Raw genomic sequence first — 18,761 nt, 5'->3', positions numbered from 1 at the left:
AGGACCCCACACCGTTCACCTGGACCAAGACCGCCGACGAGATCCTCGACTCACTCGCCCGATTCTGCCGACGGATCTCCGGCGCAGGACACTAGTGGCCATCACCCAGGCGGCTGGGGCATTTCACGAGTTCCGGGCCTCACGCATGCTTCCGGGGCACTCCTCGCGCGCGGCGGAGGCGAGGATCACGAATCCCCTGTACGCAGCCGCCGTTGAGGCCCTCACCACCGGGGCTGGCACGGGCTCGGCATTCGAACAGCGTGCCCGGCAGCTACTGGACGGCGGCACGCCGCCGTCGGCCGTATCCGGACTGCTGGTGTTCGCCGCCGACGCCAGGCCTGATCTCCAGAGCAAACTCCGCGAGCTCGCCGACCATGTGATCGCGTCCGTCGACAGCGACACTCTGAGGGGCCAAGAAGCGCTGGCCGTCCTTGCCACATCGCCGCTCCTCAGCCCGCTGGTGAATTCCACGCTGCTCTTTCGTCGAGCCAACTGCAGGACTGGCGACATGGCTCGCCTGTTCGCGGCTGTGCTGGCGAGCGAGCCCGCCGTCGCGCTGAGCACGTTCTATGAAGTGCTGTCACACAGTTGGCGCGACGCCATGACGCTGCTGGAGCAGGCTGCGAGCGAGCTACCCGACCTGGTGGGCGCGGACGCGATGGCCACAATCGGATCGGCCATCGCCCGCGGCCTGGAAGCAACGTCACCCGACGCCACCCTACCCACAGTCGTCGACGGCATCTGGCTGACTGAGCTCGCCGCGATCACCGCGCCTGGCCACTCCTGATGCGATCGGGTGTCAGAAGCCGTTGTCGTACTGATCATGGTGGACATCGGTTCGATTGATGCGACTCGGTCGGGTGATCTCCAGCCGGTTCGTGCATGACGGGAGGGCCTCCTGTCCAGCTCGGGATTGTCTAAGTCCAAACGAGTCGGAGTGTTCGGGCAGCCAGAAGGAGGGCTGCGCACTGGTCGGACTCGGCTGGCGCGGACCAGAGGGTGGGCAGGTTGAGGTGGGGGTTGCCGTCAGAGCGTCGGGCCTGTGTCTGGCAGTGGACGGCGGTCACGTGGTCGTCGATCAGATCGGCCAGTGGTCCGGTCAGGGTGAGGATGCCTTCCCGCGGGGCCAGCTCAGTTTGATCAACTGGCTGACGGCACGCAGGCCCGGGAAGAGCCAGGGATCATGGGGTTCGGCGCCGCCCGTCCGTGCGACGGGTGAGCTTGTCGACACCGGGCCGGGCCGAGCGTCACCGTTCCACGGAAGGGTGGGGCGCCGGCCCGGCGCCCCACAGGACAGACGCTTTATGGACGAGGCCGCGGGCGGCGGGAACGGGCGGGCGCCCCCGTCGACGTGGATCACGGGGCGTGGGTGTGGACGGGCAGGCGGCTGACTCCGCCGGTCAGGTTCCCGCCGGGGAAGGGGAGCGCGGTGGCCGGCTCCGCGAGACGCAGGCGCGGTACGTGGTCGGCCAGTGCGCCGAGCGCGGCCCGTAGTTCCAGCAGCACCAGGTCGGCGCCGATGCAGCGATGGGGGCCGTGTCCGAAGGCGAGGGGGCTCGGCGGGCGGGCGTGTCGAAGGTGTGGGGCCGTCCGACGACGGCAGGGTCGCGTCCGGCGTGCGCGTGGGACGGAACGACCGCTTCCCCGGCCCTGATCATCGTCGCCCCGATGGTCACGTCGGCCACGGCCAGGCGGGGCAGTCCGACGTCAGCGATGGTGTCGAAGCGGAGGACCTCCTCGATGGCCGGTCCGAGGAGTGTCCGGTCCCCGCGGAGGGCCTGCCAGCCGGCGATGCACCGCCGGATCCGAACACACCACCTGGACGAACACCACCGGCACGCCACGACGAGACGCCAGCGACCGCCACTGCGCCCGCGCCTCCTCCACCGCGTTGACCGCATCGACGATCACCGTCTGGCCCGGAACCAGCACACCGTCGGCCACGGCCTCGGCGACGGCATACGCGGCAAGGCCGGTCGGCTGACCGTGTGCCGCCCCGGCACGCCACATCGCGGCCTCGATCGGATCCACCGACACCACGGGAGCGGACAGCTGCCGCCCCAGCCCCTCGGCGATCGAGCTCGTCCCCGCCCCGGGCAGCCCGGCCATCGCGATCAACATGAGCCCGGCCTCGCGTGCCCGGCCAGTTGCCGACCGCCACCGCAGGACGACAAGAACCCGGACCGCTCATCCAGCCACGTCGTCATCCACAGGATCTGAGAACTGCTCGACTCGACCTGGGACCTGACACTGACGCAGCGCCCCGCCGGCACTGACTTGTCGCAGTCGAGCACTCCGGGCGGAAGGAGCCCGCCGGCACGCGGGATGCGCAGCTCAGGGCGTGGTCCGCTCGCCCTTGAACCAGGCTCGGACTTCCTCCTCGTTCGGCCAGACAAGGGCCACGACGGCCACCACCAGCAGCAGAAGGCCGAAGAATCGAAGCACCAGCAGGAGCGGCAGGGCGAGGCCGAGTGCTGCCCAGCCGTAGGCGCGAGCGGAGACCCTCACATTGGGCTTCCGGGTAGGAAACTGTAGAGCGGTGAAGATCCCCCAAGCAGCCATCGCCAGCAGGAGAACACCGGCAAAGGAGACGAGTCCGGCATGCGCTTCACCCTGCGTCCGGCAGCAGTGCTGCGAGACCCCGTCATTACCCCAGACCGATATGGCCACCGAGAGGCTATTGGTGACCAGGAACAGCCCGGACACTGCCTGAGCGGCACCAAGGACCGTCATCAGCACACGCAACCTCCGTACCAGCGGGGGCATGCCCTCCTCACGCAGAGGACCTGGCCCGGGGTGTCCGGGCCGGTCCCCACCGCCGCCGGAGTCACCCGCCGGGAGCCCTTCGTCCTCCGGACGATCCCAAGGCCGCCTGTTGTCCGCACTCATCGCATCCCCCGCCCTGCACGGCCGCATACTCCTCGCGCAATCGTCCAGCGCCCCGCAAGCACTGTCCAGACCGTCCAAGGGCGGTGCGTCCTGATCACCCATCGGTGAAGCCACGCTGAGCCTGGTCACTTCGGCGAGACGGGTCACCAGCCGCGAGGCCGCCCACGACGACACCCACCAGGGCCCGACACCGGGCTTGGCGGGGCGACCAGGACGAGGACCAGGCGCAGCCGGGCACCACCACCTGGCCCCGGCCCACCGCGATCCGGCCCACCGCGATCCGGCCGTGGCCGGGTTTCCCGTACCGCCGCGTCGGCCGAGGGAGCCTTCCAGTCTTGTCGCGAGCATTTCAAGACGTTCTCGGCCCGTGGGCACCTGAGTCGTTTCGGCTCCCGCCGCAGGGGCAGCCTGACTCCCGTCCCGAGGACCGGCCCAGCGTCAATCGGTGTGGCATCGCAGGACGCGAGGCTGGTACTGGGGTCACGCGGATCCCGTGCCGCAGCTTCGAATCCCCGCCCGCAGGCACGCTCCGAGTGGTCACCCGTGGTGGAGCGTTCCGTGTCGCCGTCAGCCCGAACGTCCGAGGAGCGCCGGATGGTGGAAGAACCTCGCACCGACCATGTGATCGTCGTCGGTGCCGGGATCGCGGGGACGACCGCCGCGTTCCGACTGTGCCGAGCGGGCCGGAGAGTGACGCTACTCGAAAGGGAGGAGCACGTCGGGGGGCGGATGTCCGCCCGCGAGGTCCGGGTCGGAGACGCTCTCTACCGTGTCGACCGTGGCGCGAGTTGGCTCTCGCACAACTACGCCTCGATGATCGGACTGCTGGACGACGCCGGGCTCACCGGGCGGATGCTCCCCTGCTCGGACGAGCTGGGGGTGCTGCGCGCCGGTCGCGTCCACCGCCTGTCCCTGGTCCGCAGCTCCGGCCTGCTGCGGACCGGGCTGCTCGGGTGGCGCGCCAAGTTCAGGGCCGTCAATCTGCTGCGCGACCTCGCGGCGGCCCGGCGACGACTGCGCTGGGAGGACATGTCCCGAGCCGCGGAGCTGGACCGGGAGAACGCTCGGGAGTACGCGCTGCGCCGACTCGACCGTGAGCTCCTGGACTACCTGGTGGAGCCGTTGTGCGGCAGTCAGTTCCTCGCGCCGGCCGAGGAGGTCGCCGCGGTCGGGGCCCTCTGCGTCATGTGGGGCACGTTCGGAGCGGCGAGCTTCACCTTCGACGGGGGCACGGGGCGTCTCCCCGAATACCTCCTCGACACTCCCGTCATGCGCTCCCCCGGTACCCGGGTCGAACTGCGCGCACAGGTCACCGAGGTCCGCCGGGAGGGCGACGAGGCCGTGGTGGTGTGGGAGCGGGACGGCGAGGTCCGCACGGAACGGGCCCGCGCCTGTGTCGTGGCCGTCCCCGCCCGGGCCGCGGCACGGATCGTCACCGGCCTCGACCGGGACCAGCGCGGCCACCTGGCCGGGGTGCGCTACACCAGCGATGTGCACGTGACCTTCGGGCTGAGCCTCCCGCCCGTCGAGACGGCCCTGGGCGTCGCGGTTCCCCGCCGGGAACACCCCGACCTCTGCATCGTGCTGTACGAACACAACCTGGGGCCCGGACGGGCCCCGACCGGCCGGGGCCTGGTCACCCTGATCTTCCGACACCACTGGAACGCCACCAGGATGGCCGCCGACGACGACACCGTGATCGTCGACGCGCGTGCGGCGCTCGGCCAGGTGATGCCGGACCTCGCCGCGCACATCGACAGCTATCGCGAGATGGCCGTCGTCCAACGCTGGGAGAACGCCGTGATCGCCCGCCCCGCCGGCGGTTACCGGGACCTCGCCGCCTTCACCGCGAGCCTGGACGGCGACTCCCCCGTCCAGCTGGCCGGCGACTATTTCTCCTACAGCACCACCAACGCCGCCCTCGCCACCGGGGAGCGGGCCGCGCGCCGCGTTCTCGGCCTCCCTCCCACCGCCGCGGCGGCCGACGTGGCGCTCTGATCCGGAAGGGAAGGACCGCATGGCGAACGATCCCTCGGTCGCGCACGGCCCCCCGTCGTCGTACGGGGCGGAGGTGTTCTCGTTCTCCCACCCCGCGCAGACGGAACGCCTCGATTCCCTGGGCGATCTGTGCGATCCGGCGACGACGGCCGACCTGGCCCGGTGGGACCTTCCGCCCGGGGCGCGCTGCCTGGAGATCGGGGCCGGCGGAGGGAGCCTGGCCCTGTGGCTGGCGGACCGGTGTCCGGACGGCGAGGTGACGGCCACCGACACCGACCTGCGGTTCCTGGGCCGCCTGCGGCACCCGGCCCTGCGGGTGCTGCGGCACGACGTGCGGAGCCAGGGGTTCCCGCCCGGTTCCTTCGACCTGATCGTCGCGCGCAGCGTGCTGTGTCACCTGCCCACCCGGACCGGGCTTCCGGCACGCATGGTGTCGTGGCTCAAACCGGGCGGCCGCCTGTACATCGAGGACCCGTCGTTCTTCCCCGCCGCCTCCTCTCCGGATCCGATCGTCCGACGCCTCGGTGAGGCCGTCACCGCCACCCTCGCCGCGGTGCTCGGCAGCGACGTGGGGGCCTGGGCCCGTTCCTTCCCCGCCCCCCTGGCGGGCACGGGCCTGGTCGAGGTGGGCATGCGGACGCACTGCCCGACGCTCACCGCGACGAACGCGGCCGGACGGGCCTGGGCGCTGTCCGTCGCCGACCTCCTGACGGCCATGGCGAGGGAAGGCGTGCTCTCCGAGGCCGAGGGCACCCAGGCGCTCGCCCATATCGGCCGGCCCGGCTTCGTCGACACCGCCCACGCGATGATCGCGATGTGGGGCGTCCGACCACCGTCCCCGCACGCGCAGCCCCAGCCCCAGCCCCAGCCGCAGCCGCAGCCGCACCCGGAAACGAGGACCGCAGGATGATCGAAGCGCTGATGGGCTCGGCCGTCTGGGCGGTGCCCGTGCGGTGCGCGCCCCACGCCGAGGCGGCCGACGCGGACGCCCTCCGGTGGGTCGGGAGCACCGGCCTCTGCGAGACGGCGGAGGAATCCCTGGGCCTCGCCCGGATCCGTCCCGGCCTGCTGGCGGCCTGGTGCCACCCCCGGGCCGACGCCGCGGAGTGCGCGCTGGTGGCGCGCTGGATGGCCTGGCTGTTCCTCCTCGACGACCGGATCGACGAGAGCGACCTCGGGCGCGACGCGGACCGCCTCGACGGGCACCTCACCGAACTGATGGGAGTGGCCGCCGGCGCCCGTACGGCCGCCTCACCCATGGGCCGGGCCCTGACCGACATCATCGACCAGGCCTCCCACGGCATGCCCGACTCCTGGCAGCTGAGGTTCCGCCGCCACATCGCCGACTACCTCTCGGCCTGTGTGTGGCAGGCCGCCCACCGGCAGGCCGGCCAGACCCCGGAGCTGGACGCGTTCGTGGTCCGGCGCCGGGAGTTCGGGGCGATCCTCCCCTCCTTCGACCTGGTGGAGCGGACGGAGTCCGACTGGCTTCCCCCCTCCCTCCACCACTCCCGCCCCTACCAGGAGGCGCTCACCGCGGCGGCGAACCTGGTGTGCTGGACCAACGACCTCATGACGGTGGAGAAGGAGGCCGCCCGGGACGACCCCCACAACCTGGTCCTGGTCACCGCCCACCACCGCGACCTCGACCGGCGCACCGCCGCCCGCCTCGTGGCACAGGCGTGCGAGGAGTGCCTGCTCACCCACCAGCGGGCCCGGCACGACCTCTCCTCGCTCACCTGGCTCCTCGACACCCCGCCCCGCCTCCGACAACACGCCGACCGCTGCGCCGACGCCCTCGTCGAGTGGGCCCGCGGCCACCTGGAATGGGGCCTGCGCACGCCCCGGTACGACGCCCCGCCCGCCACTCCGCAAGCGGAGGCGTCATGACGACGCCCGGTCCGGCCGGCGGCCGCCCCGCCCGGGTCTCCGGCGGTCTTCCACTCGTCGGGCACGCCCTGCGGCTCGCCCGGGCACCGCTCGCCTTCCTCGACGCCCAGCGGGCGCACGGCGACGTGGTCGAGTTCCGCATCGGCCGCCGGCCCGCCTACCTCCTCAACCACCCCGACCTCGTCCTGGCCCTGCTCACCGGCCCCGGCGGACGCTTCGACCGCGGCGGGATCTTCGCCAAGGCGCGACCCCTGTTCGGCACGGGCGTCGCCGTGGCCGACGGCACCCACCACCGGAACCGCCGACGCGCCGTCCAGCCGCTGTTGAGCACGGCCCGTCTCCCCGGGTACCTGGGCACCATGGCCGGACTCGCCGAGGCCATGTCCGGCTCCCTCCGGCACGGCGAACGCCTGGACCTCAACACCGTGACGGCCGAGCTGGCCCTGAACGTCGTGGCGGCGACGCTCTTCGGCCGCCCGCTGCCGGAGGGGTTCGCGCGCACCGTCCACCACGCCCTGCCCACCGTGGTGACCGGACTGGGCCTCAGGGCCTACGGGCCCGCCGCCGCCCTCCTCGACCACTGGCCCGGCCCCGAACGACGGCGCTACCGCTCCGCCCTCGCCGACATCCACGCGGTCGTGGACTCCCTCGTCGACGCGGAACCGGACACCCCCGCCCTGACCCGCCTCTCCAGCGGTGCCGACCGCGCCCAACTCCACGACGACGTGACCTCCCTGCTCATCGGCGGCTCCCACACCAGCGCGGCCGCCGCGGCCTGGACGTTCATCCTGCTCGCCCGTCACCCCGCTGTCCGCCGCCGGGTCCACGACGAGATCGACCGGACCGTCGGCGACCGCCCGGTACGGGCCACGGACCTCCCCGCCCTGAACCTCACCGGCCGGGTGGTGCGCGAGACGCTCCGGCTCTACCCACCGATCTGGCTCTTCCCCCGGCACACCACCGGCGAGACCGAACTCGGCGGCCACCGGCTCCCGCAGGGCGCCCAGGTCTTCTACAGCCCCTATGCCCTGCACAGGGACCCCCGGTGGTACCGCTCCCCCGACACCTTCGACCCCGACCGGTGGATCCCGGACCGCCGTCCCGCCCCTCCGAACGGTGCCTACCTCCCCTTCGCCGCCGGCGTGCACGGCTGCCCCGGCGGGGACTTCGCCCTGGCCGAACTGACCCTCCTCACAGCGGCGGTCGCACGCCGGTGGCACCTCGACCCGGTGCCGGGCAGCAGTCCCCGCCCCGTCGCGGCCGCCACACTCGGTCCCTCACCCGTCACCATGACCGTCACCCGCCGCCCCGGCCCCTGACCCCGGGCCCCACCGACGTCTCCGTCGAAGGGAAGCCCACGCGCCACCCCCGACCGTCCCGCACCCCCTATGACGTGAAGGTGCGCCGGGAACTCGAACGGTTCTACGCCACCGGCGACGTGGTGATCGTGCGGTCGCGCCTGTAGGGCACCCGTCCGGGCCCGCTGGAGCTGCCTCGGGCACCGTCCCGTCCACCGGGCGCCGGATGGACGCCCCGCGCTGCGCCGTGTTCGAGCTGGTCGACGGCAGGATCAGGCGCTTCGACTGCTACGCGGAGGGCTCCGTCATCGCCGCCCGGCTCGGCCTGGCCTGACCGCGGCCGGCCTCGGCGACCAGGGCCAGGAGTGCCCTGGCCACCGGGGCGGGCCGCTCCTGCATGGCGACGTGGCCGACTCCGGGCAGGGTGAGGAGGCGGGCGTCGCGGAACGCCCCGTAGGCGCGGGGCGCCGTGCGGAAGGGGACGAGGCGGTCGTCCCGTCCGTAGACGAGCAGGGTGGGGGCGGCGACCCGGCGCGCCTGCCGCCAAGCCGACGACTCGCCCCGCCCCAGGAAGGCGCGGGCGACCGCGCGCACGCCCCCGGCCAGCATCTCCTGCGCATAGGGCAGTTCCGCACGGCGCAGGCGCTCGCGCGCCTCGACCGCCCGCTGCTCGACCCCGACGAGGGCGGGGTCCGCGTAGATCAGGCGGTAGAGGTCGTCCAGCCGGCGGTCCGGGCTGTGCGTGGCCAACAGCCGGGCGTAGAGCCGAGGGGCGCCCGGCAGGCCGAGCAGGGCGACCCGGCGGGCCTTCGCCGGCGGGAGGGTGGGCAGGAGCGGCGAGACGAGCGTCAGGCTGCGTGTCAGGTCCGGCCGCCGGGCGGCGAGGTGGAGTGCGACCAGGCCGCCGAGGGAATTGCCGACCAGGTGCACGCGGCGGTGCCCGCCCCGGTCGAGGTGGTCGGCCACCGCCGCGGCCTGACGCTCCACCGTGACCTCGCCGTCCGGTGGGGGCGCCGACCTCCCGAAGCCCGGGAGGTCGAGGGCGAGGCAGTGCACGGAGGTCCGCACCAGCTCGATCAGCTTGGCCCAGTTGTGGGTCCACCCGCCCAACCCGTGCAGGAACACGGTGGTTTCGGCGTGTGGGTCGACATGGCGGACGTACTCCTCGGCGAGGCTCCGCGTCAGAGGTGTCAGGGGAGTCCGTCGCGGGGTGGCCTCTCGCACGGTCCGTCCTTCCGGGGTGGTCTCCACGTGCTCCTCGTCTCCTGCCGACCGCCTCATCCGCGCAGCTGCCCGGGAATCTCCGCGGCGGCGAGCCGGTAGTGCTCGACGAGCCGGTCGCCGACCGCCTCCCAACCGCGGGCCGCCACGGCGGCGCGGCCCGCCCGCCCGAGCGCCACCCGCAGGTCCGGGCTCCGGGCGAGGCCGTCCACGGCCTCCCGGAAGCCCCGGTCCGCACCGGGCGGGACGAGGAAGCCCGTCCGCCCCGGACTGACGAGGTCCAGCGGGCCGCCGGCCGCCGGGGCGACGACGGGCAGTCCGCTCGCCATGGCCTCCTGGAGGGTCTGGCCGAAGGTCTCGAACGGGCCCGCGTGGACGAAGACGTCGAACGATGCGTAGAGCCGGGCGAGTTCGCGCCCGGTCCGGCGGCCCAGGAAGACCGCGGCCGGGAGCGCGGCCTCCAGCCGGGCCCGGCAGGGACCGTCGCCGACGACCACCAGCCGAACCCCCGGGAGCCGGGACACCTCCGCCAGCCGGTCGATCTGCTTCTCCGCCGCCAGCCGCCCGACGTAGCCCACCAGGATCTCGCCCCGGGAGCCGAGGCGCCGGCGCAGGGCCTCGTCGCGGTGGCGGGGGTGGAACCGCTCGTGGTCCACGCCTCGCGGCCACAGGTGGACCCGGGGAACGCCCTGCGCCTCCAGGGCGCGCACGGAGGCACGGGACGGTGCCAGGGTCCTGGCGGCGGCGCCGTGAATGCGCCGCAGGTGCCACCAGGCCAGCCGGGAGGCGGCCTCCCCCACCGGCGCCAGGTACGTCCTGGCGTAGGCGGCGAGGTCCGTCTGGAACACCGCCACAACCGGGATCCCGGCCCGCGCGGCCGCGGACCGGCCGGCCGCACCGAGCACGAACGGCCCGGCCAGGTGCACCACATGGGGGCGGTGCCGTTCGAGGGCCGCGGCCACCTGCCGCCCCGGGAGCGCGATCCGCACCTCCGCATAGCCGGGCAGCGGCACCGACGGCACCCGGACCACCTCGTAGCCGTACCCGCGCACGGGGTCACCGTCCCCGGACCGTCGCCCCGCTCCCGCCTCCGGCGCCACGACCACCGGCGTGTGCCCCCGGGCCACCAGGTGTTCGGCCGTCCTGAGCACACTGTGGGCGACACCGTTCACCTGTGGCGCGAAGGACTCGGCGACGATCACCACACGGAGCCGGTTCCCGTCGGGAGTCGCCGCGTCCGCGACACCCGCCGCCCGCTCCGACCGGATCCGGCTCACCGGGCTCCGCCGGCCCCCGGCACCGCCGAGCGGGACACCGTACCCACCGGGACGGACCGGCCGACCTCGGCCAGGTCCCGGACCACCTCCCGGAACGAGTCGACCGGGCCCGCCTCGCGGTAGGCCACACCGATCTCCGCGCAGTACGCGCGCACGATGCGCGAAGCGGGTCGCAGTGCCGGCGGCGGCATGGCGGGGAAGAGGTGGTGCTCGATCTGGTAACCGAGGCCGCCGAACACGAAGTGGACGAACCGGCCGGCCCGGACGTTGCGGGAGGGCAGCACCTGACGCCGGAGGAAGTCGGTGCGTTCCGCGTCCGAACCGGCCATCGGCATGCCCTTGTGGTTGGGCGCGAACACGCACCCGAGGTACACCCCGAGCAGGGACCCGCACAGCACGACGAACGCCAGCGCCTGGAGCGGAGACAGGACGACGGCGAGCAGCACCGCCGACAGGACGTAGTGCAGCACCGCGAGGGTCCGCTCCAGCGTCCGGTACCGGATCCGGCCCCGGACCAGGGTCACCCCGGTCGCCACGGCCAGCCCGAGCGCCTGCAGGGACAGCAGCGGGAAGAACAGCGCCGCCTGGTGCCGGGCGGCGAACCGTCTCAACCCCCTGGTCCGGCGGGCCTGTTCGGCGGTGCGGACGAAGAGGATGGAGTCGGCGGCCGGGTCGTGGCCCTCGCGGTTCGGATGCGCGTGGTGCCGGTTGTGGTCGTCCACCCACCACCCGTAGCTCATACCGACCAGCAGGTTCCCCAGCAGGATGCCCGCCAGATCGGTCGCCCTGCGGTCGGCGAACACCGCGCGGTGGGCGACGTCGTGGCCCAGCAGCGCCAACTGACCCAGTACGAAGGCGAACAGCGGTGCGAGGAGCAGCTGCCACCAGCTCGCACCGAGCGCCGCGAACCCCACCAGGAGCAGCGCCAGCGCGGCCAGCAGCGCCGCGGCCCGGACCGCGTAGTACACCGGTCGCCGCCGCAGCAGGCCGGCGTCGGCGATGCGCCGATGGAGTTCACCGAAGTCACTGCGCCGGTCCGTGCCGACGTCCGAGGTGTTCCGACCGGTCATACCACCGTCCTCGTCGAGAAGTACTCCGGTCGGCCGTGACGTCGCACCGCGGGACCCGAACCGGAGGGCTCAAGCTTTCCGTAGACGCACCGCCGCTGTCCGGACGCCACTCGGTGACAGGCCGTGGAATCGGTCCGGCCGGTCGTCCGGCGAGGGCACGCAGCCCCAACGGCGGCCGGCGGCGTTCATGGCGGCCAGCAGGGCGGCGTCGTCCCGTTCGGTGCCGGCCCAGGCGATGTGGCCGTCGGGGCGGACCAGGGCCGCGCGGACACCGGCCCACCCGGCCGGCAGCCGCTCGGGCGAGACCTGGCGAACAGTGAGGCCGGGTGCCGCCGCGCCGTCGGAGGTGGTCCCGTCGCCGAGGGCACCGTCGGGCGTGAGGTCCAGCAGGAGGTACGTGTTCGGCGTGAGCCCGCCCTGGTTGCCGAGGAGGGCCGGGTCGGCGACCCGGGTGCCGGTCAGCGGATGGGCCGACGGGTCGGAGCCCGGGTAGGCGACGGAGAGCGCGGTGAGCCGTTCGGCCAGCACGCGGTGGAAGTCCGGCTGGGTGGCGAGCATCCCGCTGAGCAGGGAGCGCAGGTCCAGGCCCTCGGGGGTGAAGGTGGTCATCAGGGCGGTCTGGGCTCGGCTGTGCTCCGCCAGCTCGACGCCCACCGGGTGACGTTCGGCGTGATAGGTGTCCAACAGGCCCTCGGGGGCCCGGCCGTTGAGGGTCGCGACGAGCTTCCAGCCGAGGTTGTGCGCGTCCTGGATGCCGACGTTCATGCCGACGCCGCCGGCCGGGAAGTGCTGGTGGGCCGCGTCTCCCGCGAGCAGGACCCGGCCGCGCCGGTACTCGGAGGCCAGCCGGGTGGCGTTGCCGAAGCGCGAGAGCCACGACGGGTCGCGCATCCCGAAGTCCTCGCCCGCGACGGCCACGGTCTTCGCCCTCAGCTCGTCCAGGGTGAGGTCGCCCGGCCACTCGGTGGTGAGGCCGTCGGGGCTGGCGCCGACGACGCGGAACCGCCCGTCGGGCATGGGCGCGACCATCACCCCGCCCCGGAGCGTGAAGGCGCTGAAGCCCGGGTGCGGCGGGCGGTCCAGGGTGACGTCGCCCAGCCAGCCGAGGACGGTGGAGGGTGTGCCGGGGTGGTCGATGCCGGCGGCGGCGCGAACCGTACTACGGGCTCCGTCGCAACCGACGAGGTACCGCGCGGTCAGCGCCGACGGCCCGTCAGGGCCTTCCACTTGAACGATCACCGAATCGGCGCTCTCCGTGTGGCCGCTGACCCGGTGCCCCCGCAGGACGCGCGCACCGAGCCGCAGCGCGCGTTCCTGGAGCAGTTCCTCGGTGCGGGCCTGGGGCAGAGCCAGCGTGAACGGGTACGGGGTGTCCAGGCCCCGGAAGTCGAGCCGGGTGCCGAGCATCGCGAAATGCCCGCCCGGAATCCTCAGCCCCTCCGCCAGGAACGGGGCTTCGGCCCCTCGGGAGGCCAGGACCTCGATGGTGCGCGGATGGACGGTCAACGCCTTGGACCTCGGGTCCACCGCCGTGCGCGGCTCGACCACGGTGACGGCGATTCCGCCCAGGCGCAGTTCCGCGGCCAGCCAGAGCCCCACCGGACCGGCGCCCGCGACGACGACCTGCTGCTCGGTCATGTGCCCCCCACTTTCTTGGTCAGTGACCAATACTCTTGAGTCGCAGTAAACTAGGTCAATGACCAAGAAGCAAGCGGACGGCCGCCTCGACCCCGGCACCGTGGTCCGCGCCGCCCTGGACCTGCTGGACCACCAGGGGCTCGACGCGCTCTCCACCCGGGCCGTCGCCGACCGCCTCGGCGTGCGGATGAACACCGTGCTCTGGCATGTGAAGACCAAGGCCCGCCTGCTGGAGCTGATGGCGGACGCCGTGATGGGCGGGATCGCCCTCGACGATCTCCCCGCCGCACCGGACCCGCGCGCCCGGGAGATCGTCCGCCGCTACCGCCGGGCCCTGCTGACCCACCGTGACGGCGCCGCCCTGGTGGCCGGCACCTACCCTGCCGAACCGCATACCCTGCGTGTGGCCGAGGCCCTGGTCGGCGCCCTTCTGGAGACCGGCCTGGACGAGCGCGCGGCCGCCTGGACCACCTGGACGCTCACCTACTTCACCCTCGGCCTCACCCAGGAGGAGCAAGCCGCCGAACCGGACTCCCAGACCGAACGCCTGACCGCCGCCGTCTCACCCACCGACCACCCCGCGCTCCACCGGACCCTGGGCCACCTCGCCCCCGAGAACTTCGACGAGCGCTTCGAGTACGGCCTCGCCGGCATCCTCCGGCCGCCGACCGGCACGGGCACCTGATCCGCCGCCGTGTCCCGGGCGGGGCCTCGCGGGGCGGTGAACACAAGCGCGAGGCCGAACGTCAGGAGGGGCCCCCGCTGACGGGTCGTCCACACGCTCTCCCGGCAGTGGCCGGGGCCGGGCGTCCGTCGATACCGTGACACGACGGACGCCGCCGCTTCGCCGCGGCCCGCCCCCCCGCCGGGGATCGCCGACGGCGTCAGCCGACGGACCTGGCGGCCTCGTCGATCAGACCGGCGACGATCCTGGGGTGGCTGAGCATCACGACGTGCGAGGAGGTCGGCACCTCGACGACCTTGCGGGCGTCGGCGCGGGCGTACATCCAGCGCTCGCAGGCAGGCGGGATCGCCTTGTCCCGGCCGGCGACCAGGCCCCAGGACGGGATCGTCCGCCAGGCGGCGGCCGTCGTGGGGAAGGTGAAGGAGTCGGCGTCGAACGGCCGCTGGGTGGCCTGGAGGATCCGGAACTCGGCAGCGGAGATGTCGGCGGCGAAGGCCGCCTGGCCGTCCCTGCCCAGGTAGAAGTCGGTCCCGGTCGTGCCGTCGGCCCTGGTGTACGGCACCGGCACGCTCACCGGCAGGACCTCGCTGCCGGGGAACTTCCCGATCAGCTCGCCCTGCGTCTCGCCCACGTCGGGCACGAACGCGGCGACGTACACCAGGGCCTTGACGTTCGCCTTCCCGGCGGCGGCGTTGGTGATCACCGTTCCGCCCATGGAGTGGGCGACCAGGACGACCGGTCCGGCGATGCTGTCCAGCAGACTCGCGATGTACGGGGCGTCGGTCGGGATGCCGCGCAGCGGGTTGGCCCCACAGACCGTGGGGTAGCCCTTGCGCTGCAGTTCGCCGATGGTGGCGTTCCAGCAGGAGGAGTCGGCGTAGCCGCCGTGCACCAGGACGACGGTGGGCTTCACCCGGGGCCGCCTCTCGCCGGCGCCGCTCGGGGCCGCGGCGGCGGCCTTCCCTGCGACACCTGCCGTCAGCGCGGCCGATCCGGCGAGCGCCGCCCCTGCGGCGAGCATCGTGCGGCGGGAAAACTCCGTACTCATGGGACTCCTTGTCACGTTCGATCGGGGGGGGAGGACGGTCGGGCCGGGCCGGTCAGCCGCGCGCGGCCTTCTTGATCAGGTCGACGGTGGCCGTGACCTGGGACAGGTAGACCGAGTGGCTGCCAGGGGTCTCGACGGTGGTGGCACCGATCCGCTCGGCCATCGCGCGCTGGGCCGGCGGCGGGATCATCCGGTCGTCGGCGGCGACCAGGTACCAGGACGGCTTGAAGCGCCAGGCCGGCCGGGACACCGCACCGTTGAGGGCGTCAAGGCCCCAGGGGACCTGGGAGTCCGCCATGAAACGGGCCCGCTCCGCGGACAGGTCGCCGGCGAAGGACTCGGCGAACGCATCCCGGTCCAGCAGCAGGAAGCCGTCGGCCGGTGGCAGGATCGGCGGCACCGGGGCGCCCGGCGCGGGGTCGGCGATCAGGGTGGCGACCGATTCGCCCTGGTCGGGGGCGAAGGCGGCGATGTAGACCAGTGCCGCCACCTTCTCGTGGGTGCCGGCCTCGGTGATGACCGCGCCGCCGTAGGAGTGGCCGACCAGGGTGACCGGACCGGGCATCCCCTCGATCACCCGGCGGGTGGTGGCCACGTCACCCTCCAGGGAGACGGTGGGGTTCTGGACGACGGCCACGTCGTAGCCGTCGCCCTTCAGCGTGTCGTAGACGCCCTGCCACCCGGAGCCGTCCACGAAGCCTCCGTGGACGAGTACGACACTGCCGCGGGTCTGGTCCATCGTTCCTCCACTCAGGTGCGGGGCCGGCCCTCCGGTCCCACCCCTGACGGTACGAGCGCCGACACCGGCTCGGCTCCCGTCATCTGACGTAGTGCCATCGAGTGGCGACGATTCGCCACGACACTTCTGCCCGTGGTTGTGCCTGGCCCGCCGACCCGCCCGGCGACTTCAATGGAGGCATCCCGAACACCTGCGGAGGCACGTCACCATGCTCGACGAATCGGTCCAGGAGTCGACACCGGACACTCCGCACGGGACGCTGTTCGGCCGGTCGCCGGACCTCGCGCGGTTCGACGACTTCCTCACGGGCATCCCCGAGGCGGGTGGCTCCGTGGTGCTGCTGGGCGAGCCCGGTGTGGGCAAGACGGCCCTGCTGGACGCCGCCGCCGCCCGGGCGGCGGGGCACGGGCTGAGGGTCCTGCGGGCCACCGGCGTCCAGTACCGTTCCCAGGCCGGCTGGTCGGCCCTGGTGCAACTGCTGACGGCCACGCCCGAGCTGCGCGAGGCCGTGACCGGGGCACCGGTCCTGGCCACCGCGCTGGGCCTCGAACCGGGGATCGCCCCCGGCCCCGACGCGGTCGCCGACGCCGTGGTCCTGCTGCTCAAGAGTCTGTCCACCGTCCGGCCCGGCCTGCTGGTCCTCGACGACGCGCAGTGGCTCGACCGCTCCAGCGCCGCGGTCCTGGAACGGGTCGCGCGCCGGCTCGCCGGGACCGGCACGGGGTTGATGTGCGCCGCACGACCGGGAGAGCCGAGCTTCTTCGACCACGTCGGCCTGCCCGTCCACGAGCTGGGCCCGCTGAGCCCGGCCGACTCCGAGGAACTGCTCACCCACCGGTTCCCGGCGCTGGCCGCGCGGGTCCGGCGTCGGCTGGTCGCCGAGGCCGAGGGGAATCCGCTGGCGCTGCTGGAACTCCCCGCCGCCCTCACCGACCCGCAGCGCACCGCGGCAGCGCCGTTGCCGCGGCGCATTCCGTTGACCCAACGGCTGCAGGCGGCGTTCGCCGCCCGCGTCGAGACCCTGCCGGCCCCGACCAGGCACCTGCTACTGGTCGCGGCACTGGAGGGCAGCGGCAACCTTCAGGTCGTGCGGCGCGCCGTGGCCGGCCGCTGTGACCTGAAGCACCTGGCGCCGGCCGAGCGCGTGCGACTGGTCCACATCGACGACGCCACCGGCCGGCTGGCCTTCCGGCACTCACTCATCCGCTCCGCCGTGGTCGACCTGGCGGCCAGCGACCAGCGACGCAGCGTCCACCGCGCGCTGGCCGAGGCGTGGATCGGGGTGCCCGAGCAACGGGCCTGGCACCTGGCGAGGGCCTCCATCGAACCCGACGCGGAGATCGCGGCCCTGCTGGAGGAGGCCGCCGAGGTCAGCGCCCGCCGGGGCGAGGGACCGAACGCGGCCGGAGCCCTGGTGCGCGCCGCCGAACTGAGCCCGACCGGAGCGGAACGCGCCCGCCTGCTGGCCAAGGCCGCCTACGTAGGAGCCAACCTGACCGGCAGTCTGCGGGAGGTCCCCCGCCTGCTGGAGGAAGCCCGCAGGGCCGACCCCGCGGCCGACTCCCTGCCCGCGGCGATGGCCGCCGCGGTGTTCCTGCTCAACAGCTACGGCGACGTCGACACGGCCTTCCGGCTGCTCGGCGGGGCCATCGCCCAGCAACGGCGGTCGACCCAACACCCGCCGCAACACCCCGACGCGGCCGTACCGGAGGCGCTCGCGACCCTGCTCATGGTCTGCGTGTACGGGGGGCGCCCCGAACTGTGGGCGGAGTTCGACGCGTTGGCGGCCCGGCTCGACCCGGCCCCGGACACCCTCCACCTGATGCGGACCGTCTTCGGCGACCCGGCGCGGGCCCGGCGCACGGACTGGGAGCGGCTCGACTCCGCCGCCGCGGCGCTGACCGGCGAGCGCGATCCAGTCCGGATCCTGAAGGTGGCCACGGCCTGCGCGTACGGCGACCGCCTGAACCTGGTCGACGAGCCGCTGCGCCGAACGGCGGCCGGTGGCAGCGGGGGCGACAACATCCTCCCGGCGATCCAGGCCCTGTCCCTGCTGAGCAGCCGGGCGTGGTTCGCCGGACAGTGGCCGCAGGCGCGCCGCCTGTGCCGGGAGGCGCTGGACCTGTGCGAGGAGTTCGACCACCCCTTGCGGTCGTGGACGGCGAACTTCACCCTCGGCTGCGTCTCCGCGGTCTGCGGCGAGTTCGACGCGGCCCGCCTCCTTGCCGACCGGATGGACCAGTGGGCCGGTGCCCGGCGGGCCGAGGCCGTACGCCGGTACGCCGCACAGGTCCGCGCCACGATCGCCCTGGCGCGGGGCGAATTCGAGCAGGCGTACCGGCACTTGGGCGTCATCTCCGCGCCGGGGACACTGGCCCCGTTCGTCGGGCAGGCCCTCTGGGTCCTCCTGGACGCCGCCGAGGCCGCGGTGCGCACCGGACGGCGCGGGCAGGCCCTGAGCCTGGTGGCCGCCGCCCGGGCCGCGGGCCTGCGCAGCGTCTCGCCTCGGCTGGAGATGGTGGTGCTCGCGGCGGCCGGCCTGGCCACCGAGAACGACGGCGAGGCCGAGTCCTGCTACCGGGAGGCGCTGGCGGTCGACGGCACCGAGCGCTGGCCGTTCGAGCAGGCGCGGATCCGTCTCTACTACGGCGAACGATTGCGCCGTACCAGGGCACCTGCCCGGGCCCGGGACCACCTGACCACCGCGGCCGAGACCTTCGACTGGCTCGGTGCCGCGCCCTGGGCCGCCCGCGCCCGGGCCGAACTACGGGCCTGTGGCGAAGCGGCGCACGGCGCCGGGGACCGCGGCCTGCTGACTCCCCAGCAGCGGGAGATCGCCCGCCTCGCCGCCCGGGGACTCTCCAACAAACAGATCGGCGTCAAGCTCTGCCTGTCGCCCCGCACCGTCTCCACCCACCTCTACCAGGCGTTTCCCAAACTCGGGATCACCAGCAGAGCCGCCCTCCGCGACGCGCTGGAGCAGGAGGCGCAGCAGCGCGGGTGAGACC

General features: G+C 73.6%; 16 protein-coding genes and 1 pseudogene. 7 read left to right on the top strand and 10 right to left on the bottom strand.

The features are described from left to right. Positions 1–94: 94 nt before the first annotated feature. Positions 95–787, top strand: a complete 693-nt coding sequence (locus ACFXHB_RS09640; protein ID WP_380573328.1) for a hypothetical protein — start codon at positions 95–97, stop codon at positions 785–787. A gap of 569 nt (positions 788–1,356) precedes the next feature. On the opposite strand, the gene ACFXHB_RS09635 is transcribed toward ACFXHB_RS09640, so the two are convergent. The 4 genes and pseudogenes from ACFXHB_RS09635 to ACFXHB_RS09620 form a co-directional block, all read right to left on the bottom strand. Then, positions 1,357–1,506: a hypothetical protein gene (locus ACFXHB_RS09635; RefSeq protein WP_380573332.1), complete on the bottom strand. Its 150-nt coding sequence runs from the start codon at positions 1,504–1,506 to the stop codon at positions 1,357–1,359. Between the two features lie 125 nt (positions 1,507–1,631). Beyond that, a pseudogene (locus ACFXHB_RS09630) lies at positions 1,632–1,715 on the bottom strand (hypothetical protein); the annotation flags it as partial. Beyond that, positions 1,708–2,121, bottom strand: coding sequence for an AAA family ATPase (locus tag ACFXHB_RS09625; protein ID WP_380573327.1), 414 nt, complete (start codon positions 2,119–2,121; stop codon positions 1,708–1,710). The pseudogene ACFXHB_RS09630 and the gene ACFXHB_RS09625, both read right to left, overlap by 8 nt. A gap of 213 nt (positions 2,122–2,334) precedes the next feature. Continuing rightward, positions 2,335–2,739 (bottom strand): hypothetical protein, encoded by a 405-nt coding sequence (locus ACFXHB_RS09620; protein ID WP_380573326.1) that lies wholly within the window; start codon positions 2,737–2,739, stop codon positions 2,335–2,337. A 744-nt stretch (positions 2,740–3,483) separates the two neighbouring features. On the opposite strand from ACFXHB_RS09620, the gene ACFXHB_RS09615 reads away from it, so the two are divergent. Genes ACFXHB_RS09615 through ACFXHB_RS09600 form a run of 4 tightly spaced genes read left to right on the top strand, consistent with a single transcriptional unit; the run spans position 3,484 to position 8,096 of the window. Then, entirely contained in the window at positions 3,484–4,887 is a 1,404-nt protein-coding gene (locus ACFXHB_RS09615) for a protoporphyrinogen/coproporphyrinogen oxidase (RefSeq protein WP_380573325.1), read from the top strand. Positions 4,888–4,906: 19 nt separating this feature from the next. Next, positions 4,907–5,797, top strand: a complete 891-nt coding sequence (locus ACFXHB_RS09610) for a class I SAM-dependent methyltransferase (protein ID WP_380573324.1) — start codon at positions 4,907–4,909, stop codon at positions 5,795–5,797. Beyond that, the gene (locus ACFXHB_RS09605; RefSeq protein WP_380573323.1) at positions 5,794–6,777 is read left to right on the top strand and encodes a terpene synthase family protein; all 984 of its coding nucleotides are present in this window, start codon (positions 5,794–5,796) and stop codon (positions 6,775–6,777) included. Before ACFXHB_RS09610 ends, ACFXHB_RS09605 begins: the two co-directional genes overlap by 4 nt. Then, positions 6,774–8,096, top strand: a complete 1,323-nt coding sequence (locus ACFXHB_RS09600; protein WP_380573322.1) for a cytochrome P450 — start codon at positions 6,774–6,776, stop codon at positions 8,094–8,096. The genes ACFXHB_RS09605 and ACFXHB_RS09600 overlap by 4 nt, the downstream gene beginning before the upstream one ends. 267 nt (positions 8,097–8,363) lie before the next feature. Here ACFXHB_RS09600 and ACFXHB_RS09595 read toward each other — a convergent pair whose 3' ends face one another. The 4 genes from ACFXHB_RS09595 to ACFXHB_RS09580 form a co-directional block, all read right to left on the bottom strand. Continuing rightward, positions 8,364–9,299 carry an alpha/beta fold hydrolase gene (locus ACFXHB_RS09595; protein WP_380573320.1) on the bottom strand — a complete coding sequence of 312 codons (936 nt, stop codon included), beginning with the start codon at positions 9,297–9,299 and terminating at the stop codon, positions 8,364–8,366. A 53-nt stretch (positions 9,300–9,352) separates the two neighbouring features. Next, entirely contained in the window at positions 9,353–10,564 is a 1,212-nt protein-coding gene (locus ACFXHB_RS09590) for a glycosyltransferase family 4 protein (protein WP_380573331.1), read from the bottom strand. A 5-nt stretch (positions 10,565–10,569) separates the two neighbouring features. After that, complete coding sequence (locus tag ACFXHB_RS09585; protein WP_380573319.1) at positions 10,570–11,643, bottom strand: fatty acid desaturase family protein; 1,074 nt, start codon at positions 11,641–11,643, stop codon at positions 10,570–10,572. A gap of 69 nt (positions 11,644–11,712) precedes the next feature. Further along, positions 11,713–13,281, bottom strand: coding sequence for an FAD-dependent monooxygenase (locus tag ACFXHB_RS09580; RefSeq protein ID WP_380573318.1), 1,569 nt, complete (start codon positions 13,279–13,281; stop codon positions 11,713–11,715). Positions 13,282–13,339: 58 nt separating this feature from the next. Between ACFXHB_RS09580 and ACFXHB_RS09575 the strand changes: the two genes are divergently transcribed. Then, complete coding sequence (locus ACFXHB_RS09575; RefSeq protein ID WP_380573316.1) at positions 13,340–13,966, top strand: TetR/AcrR family transcriptional regulator C-terminal domain-containing protein; 627 nt, start codon at positions 13,340–13,342, stop codon at positions 13,964–13,966. 199 nt (positions 13,967–14,165) lie between these two features. Here ACFXHB_RS09575 and ACFXHB_RS09570 read toward each other — a convergent pair whose 3' ends face one another. Then, on the bottom strand, positions 14,166–15,014 hold the full coding sequence (locus ACFXHB_RS09570) for an alpha/beta fold hydrolase (RefSeq protein WP_380573315.1): 849 nt from the start codon (positions 15,012–15,014) through the stop codon (positions 14,166–14,168). A 52-nt stretch (positions 15,015–15,066) separates the two neighbouring features. Continuing rightward, entirely contained in the window at positions 15,067–15,753 is a 687-nt protein-coding gene (locus ACFXHB_RS09565) for an alpha/beta fold hydrolase (RefSeq protein ID WP_380573314.1), read from the bottom strand. A 208-nt stretch (positions 15,754–15,961) separates the two neighbouring features. Between ACFXHB_RS09565 and ACFXHB_RS09560 the strand changes: the two genes are divergently transcribed. Then, complete coding sequence (locus tag ACFXHB_RS09560; protein ID WP_380573313.1) at positions 15,962–18,757, top strand: AAA family ATPase; 2,796 nt, start codon at positions 15,962–15,964, stop codon at positions 18,755–18,757. Positions 18,758–18,761 lie beyond the last annotated feature (4 nt).

The organism is Kitasatospora sp. NPDC059327, assembly GCF_042752535.1.
In the GTDB taxonomy this organism is placed as follows: domain Bacteria; phylum Actinomycetota; class Actinomycetes; order Streptomycetales; family Streptomycetaceae; genus Kitasatospora.
Note: the sequence above shows the minus strand (reverse complement) of the source record. Positions and strands in the feature narration are given on the sequence as shown.